The sequence below is a fragment of the Rubellimicrobium aerolatum genome (assembly GCF_017872975.1).
Lineage (GTDB): Bacteria > Pseudomonadota > Alphaproteobacteria > Rhodobacterales > Rhodobacteraceae > Rubellimicrobium > Rubellimicrobium aerolatum.
Genome location: NZ_JAGGJP010000001.1, coordinates 379552 through 399319, shown reverse-complemented (window position 1 = coordinate 399319; position 19768 = coordinate 379552). Strand labels below are relative to the sequence as shown.

The following is a 19768-nucleotide window of genomic DNA, read 5'->3' as shown; positions in this document are numbered from 1 at the left end:
TGCGGCAACTCCCCGTTGCGTGCTGTTCTTGGGCCGGAAACGGGCCGCTCGTTGCCGGAAACGCTACCATCGCGCCGCCCTGCCGCAACCCCCCTTTCGCGGCCCGTGACGCCACGGCCGCCGGGCTTGCCCCCGACCGCGCCCCGCGCGACACTCGTCCGATCAGAGAGAGTGCCCGACCATGCCCCCCAAGAACCGCTTCGCCGAGATGCAGCCCGAGATCGCCGCCTGGCGCCGCGACCTCCACGAGCACCCGGAGATCCTGTTCGACACGCACCGCACCTCGGCCCTGGTGGCCGAGCGCCTGCGCGCCTTCGGCTGCGACGAGGTGGCGACGGGCCTGGGCCGCACCGGCGTCGTCGGCGTCATCCGGGGGCGGCAGTCGGGCTCGGGCCGGGTCGTCGGCCTGCGCGCCGACATGGACGCGCTGCCGATCCAGGAGGCGACGAACGCCCCCCATGCCTCCAGGACCCCCGGCGCGATGCACGCCTGCGGCCACGACGGGCACACCGCCATGCTGCTCGGCGCGGCGAAATACCTCTGCGAGACGCGCAACTTCGACGGCACTGTCGTCGTGATCTTCCAGCCCGCCGAGGAAGGCGGCGGCGGCGGGCGCGAGATGTGCGCCGACGGCCTGATGGACCGTTGGGGCATCACCGAGGTCTACGGCCTCCACAACTGGCCAGGCCGCCCGGTCGGCGGCTTCTCCATCCGCCCCGGCACCTTCTTCGCCGCCACCGACCAGTTCGAGATCACCGTCGAGGGCAAGGGCGGCCACGCCGCCAAGCCGCAGGAGGTCATCGACCCGACCCTCACCGCCAGCCACCTCGTCCTCGCGCTGCAAAGCATCGTCAGCCGCAACGCCGACCCCGTGTCGCAGGTCGTCATCTCCGTCACCTCCATCGAGTCCTCCTCCAAGGCCTTCAACGTCATCCCCTCGCGCGTGACCCTGCGCGGCACCGTCCGCACCCTGTCGCGCGAGAACCGGGACATGGCCGAGGCGCGGCTCAAGGCGCTCGCGGAGGCGACCTGCATGGCCTACGGCGCCTCGGCCCATGTGGACTACCGGCGCGGCTACCCGGTGATGGTCAACCACCCCGACCAGACCGACTTCGCCGCCGAGGTTGCCCGCGCCGTCTCCGGATCCTGCGACGAGGCCCCCCTGGTCATGGGCGGCGAGGACTTCGCCTACATGCTGGAGGAGCGCCCCGGCGCCTACATCCTCCTCGGCAACGGCCCCACCGCGCCGGTCCACCACCCCGAATACGACTTCAACGACGAGGCGATCCCCGCCGGCTGCTCCTGGCTCGCCGGCATGGCCGAGGCACGGATGCCGCTGGCAGGGTAGGGGCCACGCCCTAGGCCGGGCTTCAGCTCGCCATGGTCGCGCCGGTGGCAGGTTGAAGCCCGCCCTGCGCAGCCTTCGTAGGGTGGGGATTCACCCCACCACGGCCCCATCCGCCAGACGCCCCCGTTCCAGCAGCTCCCGATACAGCGCGTTGAGCCGCGCCGCCTCGTCCTCCAGCCGGAACTCCGCCACCACCCGCGCCCGCGCGGCCTCGCCCCAGCGGGCCAGCCGCGCCGGGTCCGCCAGCGCCTCGCGCACGGCCTCGGTCATCGCCTCCAACTCGGCCGGGATCAGGAGCCCCGTCGCCCCGTCCACCACCTGCTCCTCGAAGGCCCCCACCCGAGTCGCCACCACCGGCACGCCGCAGGCCATCGCCTCGATGGGCGTCACCCCGAACCCCTCCCAGCGCTGCGGCGCGACGAAGAGGTCCAGCGCCCCATACCACCGCGCCATCTCCCCCACCGGCGCCTCGCCCAGGAAGCGGATGCGCCCCGCCAGCCCCGCCGCCGCGACCTTCGCCTCCAGATCCCGCTGGAAGTCCCGGTGCTCGCGCGTGGCCCGGCCCAGCAGGATCGCCCCGCCGTCCGGCCTGTCCCGCAGCACCGCGATCATCGCCTCCACGAAGAGGTCTGTCCCCTTCTGCGCCCGGATGCGCCCGAAGCACCCCACCAGCGGTCCCTCCGCCGGCAGCCCCAGCGCCACCCGCAAGGCCGCCCGGTCCGCCACCGGCCGGAACGCCTCCGCGTCGATCCCGTGATGCACCACGACCGAGGGCCGCTCCAGATAGGCCGCCGTCTTGGCGGACGTGGACACCACCGCGTCCATCCGCCGGATCAGCCACTTCGTAAAGCGCGTGTGCCGTCGCTGCGAAGCCGAGGTGAAGACCAGCCGCAAGTCCTTCCCCAAAGTCCGCAGCGCCAGCCCGCCCAGCATCTCGAAGTTGCGCCGGGCGTGCCAGACGCGCGGGCCGCCCGGCCCCCGGCGTGGCATCAGCACAAGGTCGCGCAGCCGCACCTGCGGAATACCCTCCGGCACCGCCGGCCCCGCGACCGCCACCTCCATGTCCCGCGCCTGCACTGGCACCAGCCGGAACACCGTGGAGGTCACCCCCGATAGCCGCCGCTTGAAGCAGGGCGCGACCACCTCGACCCGTCCCACGTCGCGCAGGTTCCTCATGCCGGCAGCAGTTCCAGCAGATCCCGCGCGAAGGCCTCGCTCCGCCCCACCTGCGCCGAGGCCAGCGCCAGCCCCGCTTCCCGCATCGCCGCCAGCTCCATCGGCTTCGCCAGCAGCTCCGAGGCCACGGCCCCCAGCTCCTCCGCATCCCGCACCGTCCGCGCCGCCCCCGCCGTCTCCAAGGCCGCCACGTCGCCCTTCACCGTTTCGCGCAGCGGCCCCATCAGCAGAGCCGCCCCGCAATGCGCGGCTTCCCAGGGGTTGTGCCCTCCGACCGGCACGAAGGACCCCCCTAGGAACGCCAGCGGCGCGAGGCGGAACCACAACCCCGTCTCCCCCAGCGTGTCGGCGAGATAGACCGGCTCCGTCGGCCGCCCCCCCGCGCTCCGCCGCGTCCAGCCCATTCCCTGCCGGTCAGTCAAGGCGGCCACCTCGTCCCCCCGCTCCGGATGGCGCGGGACGAGGATCAGCCGCGCGTCGGGATGCCGCGCCCGCAGCAGCGCATGGGCCGCCAGCGCGGCCTCCTCCTCGCCCGGATGGGTGGACACGGCGGCCCAGACCGGCGCGTTGCCCAGCACCGCCGCCAGCCGCATCTGCTCGGCAGGGTTGCCCGGCGGCGCGCCCGCCGAGGCCTTCATGTTGCCGCCCACCACCGTCCGCGCCGGGTCCGCGCCCAAGGCCACCAGCGCCTCGCGCGTGGCCTCCGTCTGCGTCACGATCCGGTCGAACAGCCCGAGCACCGCCCGCGCGCTGCGCGGCGCCCGCGCCCATCGCGTCAGGGTCCGCTCCGACAGGCGCGCGTTCATCAGCACCAGCGGGACCCCCCGCGCCGCCGTCATCCGCAGCGTCTGCGGCCAGATCTCGCTTTCCACCACGACCGCCAGATCGGGCCGCCAGTGATCGAGGAACCGCCCCACCGCCCCACTCGAATCCAGAGGCGCGAACTGGTGCATCGCCCCCGGCGGCAGCCGCCGCGCCAGCACCTCGGCCGAGGTCGCCGTCCCCGTCGTCACCAGCACCGCGGCCTCGCGCGCGACCAGCCGCACCAGCGGCAGCACCGACAGGCTCTCGCCCACGCTCGCCGCGTGGAACCACACCAGCCGCCCCGGCGGCCGCGCGCGCGTGGGCTCGCCCCGCCGCTCCCGCCGCCGCGCCTCGGCCACGCCCTGCGCCCCGAGCCGCGCGTCCACCCGCGCCCAGGCCCGCCCGGCCAGCAGGTCCGCGCCAAATCCGTAAAGGCGCAGGAGGGCGGTCCAGCGGGGCAGGGGCGCGGGCACCGGATCAGCCGCCCGTGTGGCTCATGTGGCGCGACACCCGACCGCCGACCCCGCGCGAGTAGTCGAAGTCGTGCCCCTTCGGCTTGAGCCGGATCGCCGCCCGGATCGCCTCGTCCAGCGCGGCGTCGTCCGCGCCCTCCCGCAGCACGCCCCGCAGGTCCGACGCCCCCTCCTGCCCGAGGCAGGTGTGGAGCTGCCCCGTGCAGGTCAGCCGAACCCGGTTGCAGCTTTCGCAGAAGTTGTGGCTCAGCGGCGTGATGAACCCCACCTTCTGTCCCGTCTCCTCCAGCCGGACATAGCGCGCCGGCCCTCCCGTCCGCTCCGTCAGGTCGGTCAGCGTGAACCGCCCGGCCAGCCGCGCCCGCAGGTCGCGCAGGCTCCAGAACTGGTCGAGCCGCATCTCGTTGCCGATGTCGCCCATCGGCATGACCTCGATGAAGGTCAGGTCGTGCCCCTCGCGCGCGCACCACGCGAGGAGGTCGAACATCTCCTCCTCCGTGTCGCCCTTCAGCGCCACGGCGTTGATCTTGACCCGCAGCCCGGCCGCCCGCGCCGCCGCGATCCCGTCCAGCACCTGCCCCAGGTCGCCCCGCCGCGTCAGCCGCCGGAACCGCGCCGGGTCCAGCGTGTCGAGCGACACGTTCACCCGCCGCACCCCCACCCGCGCCAGGTCGCCCGCGAAGCGCGACAACTGGCTCCCGTTCGTCGTCAGCGTCAGCTCGCGCAGCGCGCCCGTCCCCAGGTGCCGCCCCATCGCCTCGAAGAAGGTCATCACCCCGCGCCGCACCAGCGGCTCGCCGCCGGTGATCCGCAGCTTCTCGACCCCGTGCCGCACGAAGGCCGAACACAGCCGCTCCAGCTCCTCGAGCGAGAGCACCTCGCGCTTGGGCAGGAACGTCATCTCCTCGGCCATGCAGTAGACGCAGCGGAAGTCGCAGCGGTCGGTGACCGAGACCCGCAGGTATCGGATCGTCCGGCCAAAGGGATCGACGAGGGGCGGCGCGTCCATGCTCCCCACCTAGGCCGCCGCGCCCCCTCCCGCAAGCGACCGTTGCGCGCGCCACGGCCCTTCGGCTAGCCTCCCCCGCATGAGCACCCGCATCCTCCCCCTCCTCGCCCTCCTGTCCGTCGCCGCCTGCGCGTCCGTGGAGGCGCCCTCGCCCGCCCCGCAGGTGACCGCCTCGGTCACGCCCGCCGCCCGCCCCGCGAATCTCGGGGCGACGCCGGTCGCGCTGCCCGCGCCCGCGCCGGTCACCACCTCGCCGCTCGACCCCCTCGCGCCGCCCCCGGCGCTGGGCGACGCGCCGGCGGAACCCCTCGCGCCGCTCCCGGCCTCCGTCAGCCCCACTGGCGCGCTCGGCACCACCGTCGCCTCGCTGGGCTCGCCCACCAACCCCGGCCTCTGGCTGGAGACGGCCCTCGTGGACGCCCCGACCCCCGGCCGCGTCGAATACAACGGCCAGTCCGTGTCGCTGGAGTTGCGCCCTTCGGGCGGCGAGCCCGGCTCGGGCTCCCAGATCAGCCTGGAGGCCATGCGGGCGCTGGGCGCCCCCCTCACCGGCCTGCCCGAGCTGACCGTCTTCGGGAGCTGAAACGGCGACGGCCCGGAGGTCTCCCTCCGGGCCGCCCCATGCCCGCGCCGGCGCCTCAGGCGTGCAGCGTCTCCGTCGAGGAGAAGAACATGGCCTGCGAGATCGCCGACCGCACCTGATCCTCCCGATAGGGCTTGGAGATCAGGAAGGCGGGCTCCGGCCGCTCCCCGGTGAGCAGCCGCTCGGGGAAGGCGGTGATGAAGATCACCGGGATGTCCCCGCCCGCCGCCAGGATGTCGTTCACCGCGTCGATCCCCGACGACTTGTCGGCGAGCTGGATGTCCGCGAGGATCAGGTCCGGCCGCTCGATCCCCGCCAGCGCCACGGCGGCGTCGCGCGTCCGGGCGACCCCGGTGATCGCGTGGCCCATGTCCGCCACGATGCTCTGGAGGTCGAGCGCGATGATCGCCTCGTCCTCGATGATCATCACGCGGCCGGACACGCTGTCCTCCATGTCGGCGCGGGCGCGGCCGATGAGGTGCATCACCTCGTCCACGTCCGTCCGCATGATGCTGGCGATCTCCTCGGGCCTGAAGTCCTCGATCGTGGCCAGCAGCAGCGCCTCGCGCGTATTGGGCGCGAGCCGGGCGAGATGCTGCTGCGCCGCCTTGGCGAGCCCGGTCTCCCCCTCGTCCACCGGGGCGCCCGAGCTTTGCCAGATGGTGTGGAAGACCGTGAACAGCGCCACGCGCGGGGCGACGCCGGTCTCGAAGAGGGCGGGCTCCTCCAGGATCGCCTCCAGGGTCGCCAGGGCGTAGGCGTCCCCGCTCGACTGGCTCCCGGTGAGGGCGCGGGCGTAGCGGCGCAGATAGGGCAGCTCCGACCCGATCATGGCGGACAGGTCGGGCGCGGCGTTCGTGCTCATGTGATGGGACGTCCCTGCGTTGCGTTGGAACCAAACATTAGACCTGGGATTTAGGTCTGGAAAGGGAAGAGGGAAAGGTTTCACCTCGGCATGGACGGGCATCCGACTCACGGGCGGCGGGACGCGGCGGTCGCCGCGGGCCCGCGCCGCGCCTCTCGCGCGCCGGCCGAGGACGCGCCGCCACGCGGCCGTTCCCGCGCGGCGCGGCGCGGCGCGCCCTCCAGCCCGGCCGCGCGATGCCCAGGGTGACCGGCCCCGCCGCCGGCCGTCCTGCCGGATCGCCCGCCTCCCGCCCCGGCCCGCCCGGCCCGGAGTCGCCGGCCAAGGCCGCCGGCCAGCCGCATCCCGACCCCCGGGACGAGCTGGTGACGCATCTGCCCGCCATGCGCGCCTTCGCGCTCTCGCTGACGCGGAACGCCTCGCAGGCCGACGACCTCGTGCAGGATACCGTGGTGAAGGCCTGGTCCCATCTCGACCGCTTCATGCCGGGCACCAACCTGCGCGCCTGGCTGTTCACCATCCTGCGGAACACCTTCTACTCCACCCGCCGCCGCACCGTGCGCGAGGTGTCCGACAGCGACGGCGCCCTCGTGGCGACCCTGGCCGAGAAGCCCGCCCACGATGGCCGCCTCCAGATGGCCGACTTCATCCGCGCCTTCCAGCAGCTCCCCGACGAGCAGCGCGAGGCCCTGGCCCTGGTCGGTGCCTCCGGCTTCTCCTACGAGCAGGCGGCCGAGATGACCGGCGTCGCCGTCGGCACGGTCAAGAGCCGCGCCAACCGCGCCCGCGCCCGGCTCGCCCAGATCCTCCAGCTCGACGCCAACGAACGGCTGGAGCTGACCGACGGCGCCACCCTGGCCGTGATCGCAGCCCAGGGTGGGCCGCACCTGTGATGCCGCGCGCCCGTCCCTGGTTCCTCCCGCGCCTCGACGGGCTGGCCCCGCGCGTCGCCGCCTTCCTGTCGATCGCGCTGCTGCCGCTCGGGATGATCGCGCTCTGGCAGACGCGCGAGTTCCAGCGCGAGACGGTGGCCCGCGCCGAGCTGTCGCTCCTCGCGCTGACCGAGCAGGGCGCGCAGGGCGTGGGCCAGGCCATCGAGCAGGCCTTGGGCGCGGGCGAGGCGCTGGGCGTGGTGGCCGACCTCCTCGACGACCCCGAGACCTGCTCGGGCTACCTCGCCCGCTTCGCCCGCTCGCGCGAGCTCTACGCCTTCGTCGGGCTCCTGCCCTTCGAGGGGCCGATCACCTGCTCCTCGGCGGGCCGACCGCTGCCCATGCCCGCCGACCTCGACCTGCGCGCCCTGCGCGACGACCCCCGGCCGCTGGTCTACGCCCGCGACCGGGGGCTCGTCTCCGGGGCGCCGGTCCTCGTGGCCCTCGTCCCCGTCGCGCCCGGCGCGGGCGAGGACGGGGGCTTCCCCGGCTTCATCGCGCTCTCCATCCCGCGCGATCAGGTCGCCACGCCGCCCGTGGACGTGCCCGAGCTGCGCCCCCTGCGGCTCCTCACCTTCAACGCGGCGGGCGAGGTGCTGACCGTCCAGGCCAACGCCGAGCCCGAGGCGCCGCTCTCGGATCTCCTGATCCCTGGCCCGCCGCTCCCCGCCCAGGCCAGCCCGCGCCCCCGCGCCTTCGAGGGGCGCAGCGCCCGGGGCGAGATGCAGGTCTACACCGTCGCGCCGATCGTCCCCGGCGTCGCCTACGCCATGGCGATCTGGTCGCCGGAGCAGGCGGGGCAGGGGATCGGCCGCGCCTGGGACTCGCCGCTCCTGTTCCCGCTCCTGATGTGGGGCACGAGCCTCCTCGTCGCCTTCTGGGCCATCCACCGGCTGGTGATCCGCCGCGTCGGCGACCTCGGCCAGCGGATGCGCGGCTTCGGTCGCGACCGCAGCCTCCCCGACCGCGGCTTCAGCCCCGCCGCCCCCCACGAGCTGCGCGAGATCGAGGACGCCTTCCGCCAGATGGCCCATTCCATCCTCCACGACGAGGCGCGCATGGAGAACGCCTACCGCGAGAGGGGCGTGCTCCTGCGCGAGGTGCACCACCGGGTGAAGAACAACCTCCAGCTCATCTCGTCCATCGTCTCCATGCAGATGCGGCGGCTGCCCGACCCGCGCGCGCGGTCGATCCTGCGGCGGCTCCAGGACCGGGTGCTGACGCTCGCCGCGATCTACCGCACGCTCTACACCAGCCCCGACATGGGCGACGTGAACGCCGCCCCCGTGCTCCGCGCCATCGTCGAGCAGGAGCTGCGCGCCGCCCCCGGCCGGGTCGAGGCGACGCTCGACATCGAGGACCTGGTGCTCGACCCCGACAAGGTGGTGCCGCTCGCCTTCCTCGCCGCCGAGGCGGTCTCGAACGGCCTCGCGCGCGCCGGGTCCGCCGAGGGGCGGCCCTCCCTCTCGGTGACGCTCCACCGCGAGGGCGACCGGGCGACCCTCGCCATCGCCAACAGCCTCGGCGGCGCCCCCGCGCCCGAGGACCAGCCGGGGCGCGGGCTGGGGCAGCACCTCATCCAGGCCTTCGCCGCGCAGGTCGGCGGTCCCGCCGAGACCGAGGCGCGGGACGGCGTGCACCGCCTGTCCGTGACCTTCCCCGTCACCCTCCCCGCGCCGCAGGGCGAGGTCGAGGCCGCCTGACGGCTTCGCCCCAAGGCCCGGCCCCGCCCGGACGGCCGGCGGCGTCAACCTTCACGGCATCGCGCGCGCCGGCCTCCCTTGCGGCCCTGGGACGCGGGCCGTAGATAAGGGTTCGTCCCCAGGAGAGGCCCAGCCGATGCGCGATCCCGTCGAACACTACATGAACCTCGTTCCCATGGTCGTGGAGCAGACGAGCCGCGGCGAGCGCGCCTACGACATCTTCTCCCGGCTCCTGAAGGAGCGGGTGATCTTCGTCTCCGGCCCCGTGCAGGACATGATGGCCCAGCTCATCGTGGCCCAGCTCCTCCACCTGGAGGCCGAGAATCCCAAGAAGGAGATCTCGATGTACATCAACTCCCCGGGCGGGGTGGTGACGTCGGGCCTCTCCATCTACGACACGATGCAGTATATCCGGCCCAAGGTCTCGACGCTGGTCGTGGGGCAGGCCGCGTCCATGGGCTCGCTCCTGCTGACGGCGGGCGAGAAGGGTATGCGCTTCTCGCTCCCGAACAGCGAGATCATGGTCCACCAGCCGTCGGGCGGCTACCAGGGGCAGGCGACCGACATCCTGATCCACGCCCGCCGCACCGAGGCGCTCAAGAAGCGCCTGAACGAGATCTACGTCAAGCACACCGGCCAGACCATCGAGGCCGTGGAGGCCGCGCTCGACCGCGACAACTTCATGGACCCCGAGGAGGCCAAGGCCTGGGGCCTGATCGACGACATCCTCACCTCGCGCGACCCCGCCCAGGGAACCGAGGCGGCAGCCGCCTGAGGCGAACGGCCGCCCCCGGCCAAGGACCCGGGGGTGGATTTCGGAGTTGTGGAGCCGGGACGCGTGGCCTAACCTGTCCGACGGACGGCGGCTCGGCCGGGCGCCGGCGAACCCCCACGCGGGGCAAGGACGAGCCCCCAGGGGCAAGCGGAGGGCCCCCGGGGCCAGAGGAGTCACATGGCGAACGCATCCGGCAGCGACGGCAAGAACACGCTCTACTGCTCCTTCTGCGGAAAGAGCCAGCACGAGGTGCGCAAGCTCATCGCCGGTCCGACCGTGTTCATCTGCGATGAATGCGTCGAGCTGTGCATGGACATCATCCGGGAGGAGACCAAGACCTCCGGCCTGAAGTCCGCCGACGGCGTGCCCACGCCGCGCGAGATCTGCGACGTGCTCGACGACTACGTGATCGGCCAGATCCACGCCAAGCGCGTGCTCTCGGTCGCCGTGCACAACCACTACAAGCGGCTGTCCCATGCCCAGAAGTCCCAGGACATCGAGCTGGCGAAGTCCAACATCCTGCTGATCGGCCCGACCGGCTGCGGCAAGACGCTGCTCGCGCAGACGCTGGCCCGCATCCTCGACGTGCCCTTCACGATGGCCGACGCCACGACCCTCACCGAGGCCGGCTACGTCGGCGAGGACGTGGAGAACATCATCCTCAAGCTGCTCCAAGCCTCCGAATACAACGTGGAGCGGGCGCAGCGCGGCATCGTCTACATCGACGAGGTGGACAAGATCACCCGCAAGTCCGACAACCCGTCGATCACGCGCGACGTGTCGGGCGAGGGGGTGCAGCAGGCCCTCCTCAAGATCATGGAAGGCACCGTCGCCAGCGTCCCCCCCCAGGGCGGCCGCAAGCATCCCCAGCAGGAATTCCTGCAGGTGGACACCACCAACATCCTGTTCATCTGCGGCGGCGCCTTCGCCGGCCTCGAAAAGATCATCGGCCAGCGCGCCAAGGGCCAGGGCATGGGCTTCAACGCCAAGGTCCGCGACGTGGACGAGCGCAACGTGGGCGAGATCTTCAAGGACCTGGAGCCCGAGGACCTGCTCAAGTTCGGCCTCATCCCCGAGTTCGTGGGCCGTCTCCCCGTGATCGCGACGCTGACCGACCTCGACGAGGCGGCGCTGGTCAAGATCCTGACCGAGCCCAAGAACGCCCTGGTCAAGCAGTACCAGCGCCTCTTCGAGCTGGAGGACACCAAGCTCACCTTCACCGAGGACGCGCTCAAGGCGATCGCCAAGCGCGCCATCGAGCGCAAGACCGGCGCGCGGGGCCTGCGCTCGATCATGGAGGACATCCTCCTCGACACCATGTTCGACCTGCCGGGCCTGACCTCGGTCCGCGAGGTCGTGGTCAACGAGGAGGCGGTGGCCCCCATCGGCAAGCCGCTGATGATCCACACCGACCCGGCCGCCAAGAAGGGCGTGGCCTCGGCGGGCTGAGGGTCCGGCCGGCGGATAGCATCGGGGCGGCGGGGCAGGGCTTCGCCGCCCTTTTTCCATGCGGATGCCGCTCCCCTGGGCAGGCCCCCGATCCCGCCTTCGCCGCCCGCCCGGCCCTCGACTCCCGCGCCCGCGCCCGCTAGGGAGTCCGCGCTGGCGGCGCCGGAAACCCGTCGGCCGCGCAAGCGATTGGGGGACGAAGCTCACATGTCGCCAGAGACGAGGCCGCGGGATGCGCTCGCGGCGGGAACCGCCATCTGCACCTGGTTCGTGGCCGACGACCCCGCCACCGCCACCTTCTTCCCCCAGGTCGGGACCCGCTCGGACGACCCCCGGACCCAGGCGATCTACTGGCGCTGCGTCTGCGTCTTCTTCGCCTCCAGCCGCGCCGCCGCGCATCGACGGCGTAGATGTCGCCGCCTACCTTGCCCGGCTCGACGTGGAGGTGGTCCGCCTGCCCATCGCCCACCGGATCGAAAGGCCCGACGTCCGCTCCTGGGGGAACCAGCTCTACATCCTCGACATCCTCGATCGCATCGCCGCCGACCCCGTGCACGACCGCTACGTCGTGCTCGACTCCGACTGCGTCTGGCCCCGGCCGGTCGGCGCCATGGCCCAAGCCATCGAGGCCCATGGCGTCCTGACCCTGCTCCTCGACGACGGCTCCGAGGCCGCCCCGATCAACGGCTGCTCGGGCGAGGGCATGGCCGCCTACCTGCGGCGGGTGACGGGGCAGGGGCCGGACTCGCTGCGCTACTGCGGCGGCGAGATCTTCGCGGCGACCCGTGCCGAGATCCTCCGCATCGCCGGCCAGATCGACGCCTTCTGGGCCCCCATCGCCGCCGGCGAGCCCGTGGAGATCCGCGAGGAGGCGCACTTCCTGAGCTGCATCTACGCCGCCAACGGCTACCGGCTGGGCACCGCCAACCCCTTCGTGCGCCGCATCTGGACGACCCTGCGCGTCCACGACGCCCGTCCCGCCGACGAGGCCCTGACCGTCTGGCACTTGCCCGCCGAGAAGCGGACGGGCTTCCGGCGGCTCTTCCGCCGGTTGGCGCGCGAGGCGGCCTCGGGGCGGATGGGCTTGGACCGACTGGGGCTGCCGCTCTACCGCGAGGTCATGGGCCTGCCGCGCCGCCGCCTCGGCAAGACCGTCCGGGACCTTTGGGCCAAGCTCATGCAGAAGGCCGAAGGCCGCTGGCGGGCCGGAGCCCGCCACGCCTGAGCCATCCCCCGGAGATCCGCCCATGCCTCCGATCCGACGCATCCCCTCCGGTGGCCCCTGGGAGGGGCGCGTGGGCTACTGCCGCGCCGTGGTGGCGGGCCCCTGGGTCCTGGTCTCCGGCACCACCGGCACCGACCCCGCCACCGGCGCGATCCCCGCGCGCGTGGAGGACCAGTGCGCCCTCGCGCTCCGCATCCTGGAGGCGGCGCTGCGCGAGGCGGGCTGCGCCCTCGCCGACGTGGTGCGGGTCCGCTACATCCTGCCCGACCGCGCCGACTTCGAGCCCTGCTGGCCGCTCCTCCGCGCCGCCTTCGCCGCCCACCCGCCCGCCGCCACCATGATCGAGGCCGGCCTGATCGACCTCCGCCACCGCATCGAGATCGAGGCGGAGGCCCTGAAGCCCGACGCCTGAGTCCCCGCGTCCACCGCCGAGGGGGGCTCTGCCCCCCGTCTCCTGCGGAGCCTCCCCCCGGGATACTTGGAGCCAAAGAAGGCCAGGAGCGCGCGCGGTGGCGGGGCGCGCGCCCGGTGCGGCCCCGTGCTGTCCCGCCGGGCGGGCCTCCGCCCGCCACGGCCGCGCCGGCGGAGCGGGCGGCCCGTCCCCCCGGCGCCCAGCCCCGCGCTGAGCCTCCGATCCGACTCGCCCCGCCCTCGCGCGCGTGGCACGGCGGGCGGGGGCGTTGCGCGAACTGCGGGCTGAGCGTTCGTTGCTGTCGGACGGCGTTAACGCCTAGCTGGCATTCTCTCCCCCGCACGACCACACGCAGCGGCTTCCCCGCCGCACGGCCCGGCGCTCCCCAGGGGCGGAGACGCCGGCCCCGACGGCAGGGGGCGGAAAGGAGAGACAAGGACGAAGGGACGCCCATCCGCAAGGAGGGCTCGAACGAACGCGATGGGCCAGGAGCGGCCAGATACCCGGCCAGGGAGGCCGAGGCGCCCCACGGGCGTTCTCCCTCGATGCCACTGAGACCCAGCCCGCCCAATGGCGGCCGGTGCTCCCGCTCGCGCGCGCGCCTGGTCCCCGCGAGCCTGGGAGTGAACCCGGAGGCTTCGCGGGGATTTAGTCTGTCCGAGCCCCCCCTTCCTCCGGTCCCAAGCATCCCGGGGTGAAGCCCCGACGGGGCGAGGGGCAGAGCCCCTACCGTGCGCCCAGCCGCGCCCGCACCTGGGCATTCGCCCCGGGCCGACATTGACCCCGCTCCCCATCCGGGGCATGGAAGGCGCAGTCGGCGGAGTCGCACCATGGCAATCTCGGACCTTCTCAAGCGCACCTTCACCTGGTGGAATGGCCAGACCTTCGGCACCCAGATCTGGACAGCCCGCCGGGGCGTCCGCGTGGGCGAGGACGCGGTCGGCAATGTCTACTACCGCACCGCCGACGACTCCTCGCGCTGGGTCATCTACAGCGGCGAGGTCGAGGCGACCCGCGTGCCCAACGAATGGTTCGGCTGGCTCCACCGCACCTGGGACGAGCCCCCGACCGAGCGGCCCCTCGTCCGCCGCGCCTGGGAGAAGCCCTCGCTCCCCAACCTCACCGGCACGCAGCACGCCTACGCGCCGCCCGGCTCGCTCCGCCGCGTCGATCCCGTGAAGCGCCAGGACTACGAAGCCTGGACGCCCGAGTGATGCGCGAAAGCCCGGTCGAGGTGCTGGCCGGCGCGCCCGTCGTGCTGGTCGCCGCGGGCTTCCTGCTTCACGCCGCCCGCGCCACCGGCCAGGGCGGCCCCCGGACCTACCGCGCCACCGCCCGGATGGCCGTGAACGCCGCCGTGCCGATCCCCGACGACTCGGCGGCCGTGGTGGCGAGCGAGGGGCTCCTCGGCGGCGCCTTCATCGAGATCGTCCCCGGCGGCTCCCCGGACAGCCTGCCTGACGGCGGCGGGATCCGCGACGCGCGGGACGCGCTCAGCCTGTCGCATCTCCTGCTGCGCTACGTCTCGGGCGGAGAAGGTTCCGCGCCATGAGGCGGGCGCTTCTCCTGTCGCTCCTCGCCGCGCCGCTCGCGGCCGGGGCGCAGACGACCCTGACGCTCGACCCCGCCGCCCGGCCGTCGGCCGGAACCGAGGCGGTCTCGGCGCCGGGGGCCGTGCTGCGCGTCCTAGACAAGATCAACGGCACCACCTCGGACCTGGAGCTGCGCGACGGCGAGACGGGCGAGATCGGCCGCATCCGCGTCACGCTCTCGGAATGCCGCTACCCGGCCGACAATCCCTCGGGCGACGCCTACGCGCTGGTCGGCGTCCGCGCCCTGCCGGACGACGCCCCGGTCTTCGAGGGCTGGCTCCTCGCCTCCTCGCCCGCGCTCTCCGCCGTGGACCACCCGCGCTACGACGTCTGGGTGCTCCGCTGCCTGGGGACCTCCTAGAACCGCGCCTCCCGCGCCAGCGCCCCTGCCAAAAGTCGCCGGTAGGCCGCGCGCGGGATCTCGACCCCGCCGAGGCTCTGGAGGTGCGGCGTCAGGAACTGCGTGTCGAGCAGGGTGAAGCCGCCGGCCCGCAGCCGCCCGACCAGATGCGCGAGCGCGATCTTCGAGGCGTCGGTCCGGCGCGAGAACATGCTCTCGCCGAAGAAGGCCGCGCCGATCGCCACGCCGTAGACGCCGCCCGCCAGAGCCTCGCCGTCCCAGACCTCGACGGAATGCGCCCAGCCCCGCCGGTGCAGCGCGACATAGGCCCGCGCGATGGGTTCGCTGATCCAGGTGTCCTGCCGGTCGGCGCAGCCGGCGACGACCTCCGCGAAGGCCGTGTCGGCGCTGACCCGGAAGGTGCCCCGCCGCAGCGTGCGGCCGAGGCTGCGCGAGACGCGGAAGCCGTCGAGCGGCAGGATGCCCCGCTGCCGGGGATCGACCCAGAACACCTCCGGGTCGTCCCGGCTCTCGGCCATGGGGAAGACCCCCTGCCGATACGCCGCGAGCAGCAGCTCGGGCGACAGGTCCGCCCCTCTCACGCGGGGGCAGCCATGTTCTCCCGCAGCCAGCGCTCGAGCCAGTGGATGTCGTAGTCGCCCGCCTGGATCGCCGGGTCCGCGGTCAGCGCGTGGAAGAGCGGGATGGTCGTGTCCACGCCGTCCACGATCAGCTCGGACAGGGCGCGCGACAGCCGCGCCAGCGCCTCGGGCCGGTCGCGCCCGTGCACGATCAGCTTGGCGATGAGCGAATCGTAGTAGGGCGGGATGCGGTAGCCGTCGTAGAGCGCCGAATCCATCCGCACGCCCAGGCCGCCCGGCGCGTGATATTGGGTGATCTTGCCGGGCGAGGGCGCGAAGTTCGGCAGCTTCTCGGCGTTGATCCGCACCTCGATGGCGTGACCGTTGATCTTCAGGTCGTCCTGCCCGAAGGACATGGGCAGCCCGCAGGCCACGCGGATCTGCTCGCGCACGAGGTCCACGCCGAAGATCGCCTCGGTCACCGGATGCTCCACCTGCAGGCGGGTGTTCATCTCGATGAAGTAGAACTCGCCGTTCTCGAACAGGAACTCGATGGTGCCGGCGCCGATGTAGTTGATCTTCGCCACGGCCTCGGCGCAGACCTTGCCGATCCGCTCGCGCTGCTCGGGCGTGATGACGGGGCCCGGCGCCTCCTCCAGCACCTTCTGGTGCCGGCGCTGGAGCGAGCAGTCCCGCTCGCCCAGGTGGACCGCCTGGCCCTTGCCGTCGCCGAAGACCTGGATCTCGATGTGCCGCGGCGTGGTGAGGTATTTCTCGATGTAGACCTCGTCGTTGCCGAAGGCGGCCTTGGCCTCGCTCCGCGCGGTCTGGAACGCCGTCTCGATCTCGTCCTCGTCGCGCGCGACCTTCATGCCGCGCCCGCCGCCGCCCGCCGTGGCCTTGATGATGACCGGATAGCCGATCTCCCCGGCGACCCGCCTGGCGTCGGCCAGCGTGGGCACGCCGCCGTCCGAGCCGGGCACCACCGGGATGCCGAGCGCCTTGGCCGTTTCCTTGGCGGTGATCTTGTCGCCCATGATGCGGATATGCTCCGCCGTGGGGCCGATGAAGGTGATGCCGTGGTCCTCGACCGCCTGCACGAAGGCGGCGTTCTCGCTCAGGAAGCCGTAGCCCGGATGGATGGCCTGCGCGCCGGTGATCTCGCAGGCCGAGATGATGGAAGGGAAGCTCAGGTAGCTTTGCGAGGACGGCGGCGGGCCGATGCAGATGGCCTCGTCGGCCATGCGGACGTGCATGGCATCGGCGTCGGCGGTGGAATGGACCGCGACGGACTGGATGCCCATCTCGCGGCAGGCGCGCACGACGCGCAGCGCGATCTCGCCCCGGTTGGCGATCAGGATCTTGTCGAACATCCCGCTCACTCGACGATGACGAGGGGGGCGCCGTATTCGACCGGCGCGCCGTCCTCGACCAGGATGCGCTTGACGACGCCCGCGTGGGGCGCGGGGATCTGGTTCATCGTCTTCATCGCCTCGATGATGAGGAGCGTGTCGCCCACCTTCACCGACTGGCCGACCGAGACGAAGGGCGGCACGCCCGGCTCGCCCTGGAGATAGACGGTGCCGACCATGGGCGAGGTCACCGCGCCGGGATGCGAGGCGGGGTCGCTCGGGGCGGCCGGGGCCGGCGCCAGGGCGGCCGGGGCCGAAGCGATGACGGGCGCGGACAGGGATGCCGGGGCGGCCACCGTCACGACCTCTCCCCGACGCGACACCCGGACGTTCAGCCGGTCGTTGTCGCCGTATTCGCGCTTGACCTCGAGCTCCGTCAGATCGTTGGCCCGCAGCAGCTCGGCCAGCGCGCGGATGAAGCTCACGTCGCTGTCATGGGGGGTCTTGTCGCTCATGAAGTGCCTTTCGCCTCGTCCTTGCCATCGACCGTCGCGCGGCCGTTGCCCGGCTCTCCCGCCCGGGCAAGCCCGGCGGCCGGAGGCCGATTGGTCGGGGCTTATACGGCAAGCGGCCCGGGCTGGAAAGTCGCGACGGAAGGGCGGGCCCGGCGGCGCGGGCCGGGATCCGGGGGCGACCTGCGCCGCCCCCGGATGGGCAAGGCCTCACCCGGCCCCTCGACGTTCGGCGTCGCCGGGTTCGGGTGCCGGCTCCTCGGGGTCCGGGGCCGGGGCGTCCGGCGCCGGATCGGCCACGTCGGCCGGGGCCGATGGCGCGGCGCGGCGCGGCTGGGCCGCGCCATTCGTGGCCCTGGCCCGCTCGGGCTCGGGCTCGGGCTCGGAGGGCGGGGAGGCGACCTTGGCCCGCGCCTCCTCGGCCGGCCTGCGGTCGGGGTCGTCCGATGGCAGCATCGGGATGTCGTAGGGCTTGAGCACGCGCTTCGGCCCCTCCCCCTCCTCCCCGGTCGGGGCCCCCGCTTCGGACGCGGCGGAGGCCGGGTCCAGGAGGCTGCGCGCCGCCCAGCCGATCTGGCTGGCCGAGGCGGGCGCGATGGCCGGCCCGCCCCAGGCGAGCTGGGCCGGCGGCGCCGTGATGCGTTCGGTCGCCTCGGCGTCCGCGGCGGGCCGCAGGTCCGGGACCGGACGCGGCGCCGCGACTGTCACTGATAGATCCAAGTTCGTTCTCCCACTCCAAGGTTGCAAACCCCCGCCCTCGTCCTATCACGCCCGGACTAACGCCCCGTTAACGCGGGAGCCCATGCCTTGCCGGCGCGGCGCGGGCGACCTAGCCTGCGCCCGAGGGAGGATCGCATGAGCGAGCGCCAGCCGGAGCGTGGGCCCGAGCGGGGCCCGGAACGCCAGCCCACCGGCATCCGCATCCGCGAGCGGCGGCAGGAGCGCGGGCTCCGCCAGGCCGAGCTCGCGGCCAGCGTCGGCATCTCGCCCTCCTATCTCAACCTCATCGAGCATGGACGCCGGCGGATCGGCGGCAAGCTCCTGGGCGACATCGCCCGCGCGCTCGACCTCGACCCCGCCGCGCTGGGCGAAGGGCCGGATCGGGGCCGCCTCCAGGCGCTCCGCGCGGCGGTCGCGGGCGTGGCCGAGATCGCCCGCATCGCGCCCGAGATGTCGCGCGCGCAGGACTTCGCCGACCGGTTTCCCGGCTGGGCGGCGCTCGTCTCGGTGCAGGGCACCCGCATCGCCGCGCTGGAGCGGCGCGTCACCGAACTGTCCGGCCGCCTGAGCCACGACCGCGGCCTCGCCCAGGCGCTGCACCGGGTCCTGTCGGGCGTCACCTCCATCCGCGCCACCTCCAGCATCCTCGTCGAGAATCCGGACCTCGACCGCGACTGGCGCGACCGCTTCCTCCGCAACATCCTGGCCGACAGCGAGGGCCTCGCCGAATCGAGCCGCGCCCTTGTCCGCTTCCTGGAGGCTCCCGAGAGCGTCGCCCCCGAGGCCGCCTCCCCCCGCGAGGCCGCCGGGGCCTGGCTCGACGCCCGCGACCACCACCTCCCAGAGGCCGAGGCCGGCGGGATGCCGGACGACCTGCCCGAAGGCCCGGCGGGCCGGATCGTGCTCGACTGGGCCGCGCGCTACGCCGAGGACGCGGCGGCGCTGCCGCTCGCCGCCTTCGCCGGGGCCGCCCGCGAGGAGGCGCACGATCCCGCCCGGCTGGCCCGCCGCTTCCGCGCCCCGATCGACCGGGTGCTGCGACGGCTGGCGGCCCTGCCGGCGGGGCAGGGGCATCCGGCGACCGGCCTCGCGATCTGCGACGCGAGCGGCACGCTCCTCCACCTCAAGGCGCTGGACGGGGCGGACCTGCCGCGCGCCGGGGCCTGCCCGCTGTGGCCGCTGTTCGAGGCGCTGGCGCAGCCCGGCCGGGCCCTGCGCGCCCATGCGGCGCTGCCGGGGGAGGACGCGCCGCGCTTCCTTTGCCACGCCGTCGCCTCCCGGCGGGAGGAGCCCGACTGGGGCCGTCCGCCCCTGGTCGAGGCCACGATGCTCCTGACGCCCGCGCCGCCCGATCCCGCGTCGCCCGATCCCGCGCCGCCCAATCCCGCGCCGGACGACCGCCTCGTCGGGCCGACCTGCCGGCTCTGCCCGCGCGATCCCTGCCCGGCGCGGCGCGAGCCGTCGATCCTCGCCTAAACCCTTTGTCGCTTTGACTCCTTGCCCCGCGCCCGCGATACTCGGGCGGCACGGGGCCTGGGGAGGACACCGTTGGCACGTCGCGTGCTGCTCATCGAGGATGAGCCCAACATCATCGAGGCGCTGAGCTTCATCCTCACGCGCGACGGCTGGACCGTGCACACGCACGCCGACGGGCTGACGGCGGCCGCCCGCGTCAAGGCCGGCTCGCCCGAGGTCGTGGTTCTCGACGCCATGCTGCCGGGCCGGTCGGGCTTCGACATCCTGCGCGACCTCCGCGCCGACCCGGCGACGGCCCAAGTGCCGGTCCTGATGCTGACCGCGCGCGGTCAGGAGAAGGACCGCGAGCTCGCGCTGCGCCTCGGCGCCACCGAGTTCATGACCAAGCCCTTCGCCAACGCCGAGGTCGTGGCCGAGGTGCGCCGGCTCGCGGGGGGGTAG

21 protein-coding genes are annotated in these 19768 nt (G+C 73.5%); 13 read left to right on the top strand and 8 right to left on the bottom strand.

The features are described 5' to 3' along the window. Positions 1-181 precede the first annotated feature (181 nt). Complete coding sequence (locus J2Z33_RS01960; RefSeq protein WP_209837312.1) at positions 182-1348, top strand: M20 aminoacylase family protein; 1167 nt, start codon at positions 182-184, stop codon at positions 1346-1348. 90 nt (positions 1349-1438) lie between these two features. On the opposite strand, the gene J2Z33_RS01955 is transcribed toward J2Z33_RS01960, so the two are convergent. Genes J2Z33_RS01955 through moaA form a run of 3 tightly spaced genes read right to left on the bottom strand, consistent with a single transcriptional unit; the run spans position 1439 to position 4810 of the window. Beyond that, complete coding sequence (locus J2Z33_RS01955; RefSeq protein WP_209837310.1) at positions 1439-2524, bottom strand: glycosyltransferase family 4 protein; 1086 nt, start codon at positions 2522-2524, stop codon at positions 1439-1441. Further along, positions 2521-3801, bottom strand: coding sequence for a 3-deoxy-D-manno-octulosonic acid transferase (locus J2Z33_RS01950; RefSeq protein ID WP_209837308.1), 1281 nt, complete (start codon positions 3799-3801; stop codon positions 2521-2523). The genes J2Z33_RS01955 and J2Z33_RS01950 overlap by 4 nt, the downstream gene beginning before the upstream one ends. A gap of 4 nt (positions 3802-3805) precedes the next feature. Then, the gene (gene moaA, locus J2Z33_RS01945; protein ID WP_209837306.1) at positions 3806-4810 is read right to left on the bottom strand and encodes a GTP 3',8-cyclase MoaA; all 1005 of its coding nucleotides are present in this window, start codon (positions 4808-4810) and stop codon (positions 3806-3808) included. A 79-nt stretch (positions 4811-4889) separates the two neighbouring features. On the opposite strand from moaA, the gene J2Z33_RS01940 reads away from it, so the two are divergent. Beyond that, positions 4890-5393 (top strand): D-galactarate dehydratase, encoded by a 504-nt coding sequence (locus tag J2Z33_RS01940; RefSeq protein ID WP_245218394.1) that lies wholly within the window; start codon positions 4890-4892, stop codon positions 5391-5393. Positions 5394-5448: 55 nt separating this feature from the next. On the opposite strand, the gene J2Z33_RS01935 is transcribed toward J2Z33_RS01940, so the two are convergent. Beyond that, the gene (locus J2Z33_RS01935) at positions 5449-6258 is read right to left on the bottom strand and encodes a response regulator (protein WP_209837304.1); all 810 of its coding nucleotides are present in this window, start codon (positions 6256-6258) and stop codon (positions 5449-5451) included. A gap of 245 nt (positions 6259-6503) precedes the next feature. Here J2Z33_RS01935 and J2Z33_RS01930 point away from each other — a divergent pair, with 245 nt between their 5' ends. The 9 genes from J2Z33_RS01930 to J2Z33_RS01890 all read left to right on the top strand — a co-directional run bounded on the left by J2Z33_RS01930 (position 6504) and on the right by J2Z33_RS01890 (position 14707). Then, positions 6504-7151, top strand: a complete 648-nt coding sequence (locus J2Z33_RS01930) for an RNA polymerase sigma factor (RefSeq protein ID WP_342454106.1) — start codon at positions 6504-6506, stop codon at positions 7149-7151. Further along, positions 7151-8893, top strand: coding sequence for a sensor histidine kinase (locus J2Z33_RS01925; protein WP_209837301.1), 1743 nt, complete (start codon positions 7151-7153; stop codon positions 8891-8893). The genes J2Z33_RS01930 and J2Z33_RS01925 overlap by 1 nt, the downstream gene beginning before the upstream one ends. Before the next feature lie 136 nt (positions 8894-9029). Continuing rightward, positions 9030-9668 carry an ATP-dependent Clp protease proteolytic subunit gene (locus J2Z33_RS01920; protein WP_209837299.1) on the top strand — a complete coding sequence of 213 codons (639 nt, stop codon included), beginning with the start codon at positions 9030-9032 and terminating at the stop codon, positions 9666-9668. Between the two features lie 177 nt (positions 9669-9845). Continuing rightward, entirely contained in the window at positions 9846-11117 is a 1272-nt protein-coding gene (gene clpX / locus J2Z33_RS01915; RefSeq protein WP_209837297.1) for an ATP-dependent Clp protease ATP-binding subunit ClpX, read from the top strand. Between the two features lie 445 nt (positions 11118-11562). Then, the gene (locus tag J2Z33_RS01910; protein ID WP_209837295.1) at positions 11563-12342 is read left to right on the top strand and encodes a hypothetical protein; all 780 of its coding nucleotides are present in this window, start codon (positions 11563-11565) and stop codon (positions 12340-12342) included. Between the two features lie 22 nt (positions 12343-12364). Then, on the top strand, positions 12365-12754 hold the full coding sequence (locus J2Z33_RS01905) for a RidA family protein (RefSeq protein WP_209837293.1): 390 nt from the start codon (positions 12365-12367) through the stop codon (positions 12752-12754). Positions 12755-13584: 830 nt separating this feature from the next. Next, a complete protein-coding gene (locus J2Z33_RS01900) occupies positions 13585-13968 on the top strand; it encodes an NADH:ubiquinone oxidoreductase subunit NDUFA12 (protein ID WP_209837291.1) in 384 nt (127 codons plus the stop codon). After that, a complete protein-coding gene (locus J2Z33_RS01895; protein ID WP_209837289.1) occupies positions 13968-14306 on the top strand; it encodes an MlaD family protein in 339 nt (112 codons plus the stop codon). Before J2Z33_RS01900 ends, J2Z33_RS01895 begins: the two co-directional genes overlap by 1 nt. After that, a complete protein-coding gene (locus tag J2Z33_RS01890; protein WP_209837287.1) occupies positions 14303-14707 on the top strand; it encodes a DUF2155 domain-containing protein in 405 nt (134 codons plus the stop codon). The genes J2Z33_RS01895 and J2Z33_RS01890 overlap by 4 nt, the downstream gene beginning before the upstream one ends. On the opposite strand, the gene aat is transcribed toward J2Z33_RS01890, so the two are convergent. From aat to J2Z33_RS01870, 4 genes are all read right to left on the bottom strand, one after another. Further along, positions 14704-15288 (bottom strand): leucyl/phenylalanyl-tRNA--protein transferase, encoded by a 585-nt coding sequence (aat, locus tag J2Z33_RS01885; RefSeq protein ID WP_209837285.1) that lies wholly within the window; start codon positions 15286-15288, stop codon positions 14704-14706. The genes J2Z33_RS01890 and aat overlap by 4 nt on opposite strands. Then, positions 15285-16640, bottom strand: coding sequence for an acetyl-CoA carboxylase biotin carboxylase subunit (gene accC, locus J2Z33_RS01880; protein ID WP_209837283.1), 1356 nt, complete (start codon positions 16638-16640; stop codon positions 15285-15287). The genes aat and accC overlap by 4 nt, the downstream gene beginning before the upstream one ends. Before the next feature lie 5 nt (positions 16641-16645). Continuing rightward, the gene (gene accB / locus J2Z33_RS01875) at positions 16646-17134 is read right to left on the bottom strand and encodes an acetyl-CoA carboxylase biotin carboxyl carrier protein (RefSeq protein WP_209837281.1); all 489 of its coding nucleotides are present in this window, start codon (positions 17132-17134) and stop codon (positions 16646-16648) included. Positions 17135-17341: 207 nt separating this feature from the next. Then, positions 17342-17839, bottom strand: coding sequence for a hypothetical protein (locus J2Z33_RS01870; RefSeq protein ID WP_209837279.1), 498 nt, complete (start codon positions 17837-17839; stop codon positions 17342-17344). Positions 17840-17986: 147 nt separating this feature from the next. Between J2Z33_RS01870 and J2Z33_RS01865 the strand changes: the two genes are divergently transcribed. Continuing rightward, on the top strand, positions 17987-19327 hold the full coding sequence (locus J2Z33_RS01865) for an XRE family transcriptional regulator (RefSeq protein WP_209837277.1): 1341 nt from the start codon (positions 17987-17989) through the stop codon (positions 19325-19327). A gap of 72 nt (positions 19328-19399) precedes the next feature. Then, complete coding sequence (locus J2Z33_RS01860) at positions 19400-19768, top strand: response regulator transcription factor (protein ID WP_209837275.1); 369 nt, start codon at positions 19400-19402, stop codon at positions 19766-19768.

Bases quoted from the DNA above. Each gene is read 5' to 3' on its own strand.
- J2Z33_RS01960 (WP_209837312.1), top strand. From the start codon at position 182: ATGCCCCCCAAGAACCGCTTCGCCGAGATGCAGCCCGAGATCGCCGCC.
- J2Z33_RS01955 (WP_209837310.1), bottom strand. From the start codon at position 2,524: ATGAGGAACCTGCGCGACGTGGGACGGGTCGAGGTGGTCGCGCCCTGC.
- moaA (WP_209837306.1), bottom strand. From the start codon at position 4,810: ATGGACGCGCCGCCCCTCGTCGATCCCTTTGGCCGGACGATCCGATAC.
- J2Z33_RS01940 (WP_245218394.1), top strand. From the start codon at position 4,890: ATGAGCACCCGCATCCTCCCCCTCCTCGCCCTCCTGTCCGTCGCCGCC.
- J2Z33_RS01935 (WP_209837304.1), bottom strand. From the start codon at position 6,258: ATGAGCACGAACGCCGCGCCCGACCTGTCCGCCATGATCGGGTCGGAG.
- J2Z33_RS01925 (WP_209837301.1), top strand. From the start codon at position 7,151: ATGCCGCGCGCCCGTCCCTGGTTCCTCCCGCGCCTCGACGGGCTGGCC.
- J2Z33_RS01920 (WP_209837299.1), top strand. From the start codon at position 9,030: ATGCGCGATCCCGTCGAACACTACATGAACCTCGTTCCCATGGTCGTG.
- clpX (WP_209837297.1), top strand. From the start codon at position 9,846: ATGGCGAACGCATCCGGCAGCGACGGCAAGAACACGCTCTACTGCTCC.
- J2Z33_RS01905 (WP_209837293.1), top strand. From the start codon at position 12,365: ATGCCTCCGATCCGACGCATCCCCTCCGGTGGCCCCTGGGAGGGGCGC.
- J2Z33_RS01900 (WP_209837291.1), top strand. From the start codon at position 13,585: ATGGCAATCTCGGACCTTCTCAAGCGCACCTTCACCTGGTGGAATGGC.
- J2Z33_RS01895 (WP_209837289.1), top strand. From the start codon at position 13,968: ATGCGCGAAAGCCCGGTCGAGGTGCTGGCCGGCGCGCCCGTCGTGCTG.
- J2Z33_RS01890 (WP_209837287.1), top strand. From the start codon at position 14,303: ATGAGGCGGGCGCTTCTCCTGTCGCTCCTCGCCGCGCCGCTCGCGGCC.
- accC (WP_209837283.1), bottom strand. From the start codon at position 16,640: ATGTTCGACAAGATCCTGATCGCCAACCGGGGCGAGATCGCGCTGCGC.
- accB (WP_209837281.1), bottom strand. From the start codon at position 17,134: ATGAGCGACAAGACCCCCCATGACAGCGACGTGAGCTTCATCCGCGCG.
- J2Z33_RS01865 (WP_209837277.1), top strand. From the start codon at position 17,987: ATGAGCGAGCGCCAGCCGGAGCGTGGGCCCGAGCGGGGCCCGGAACGC.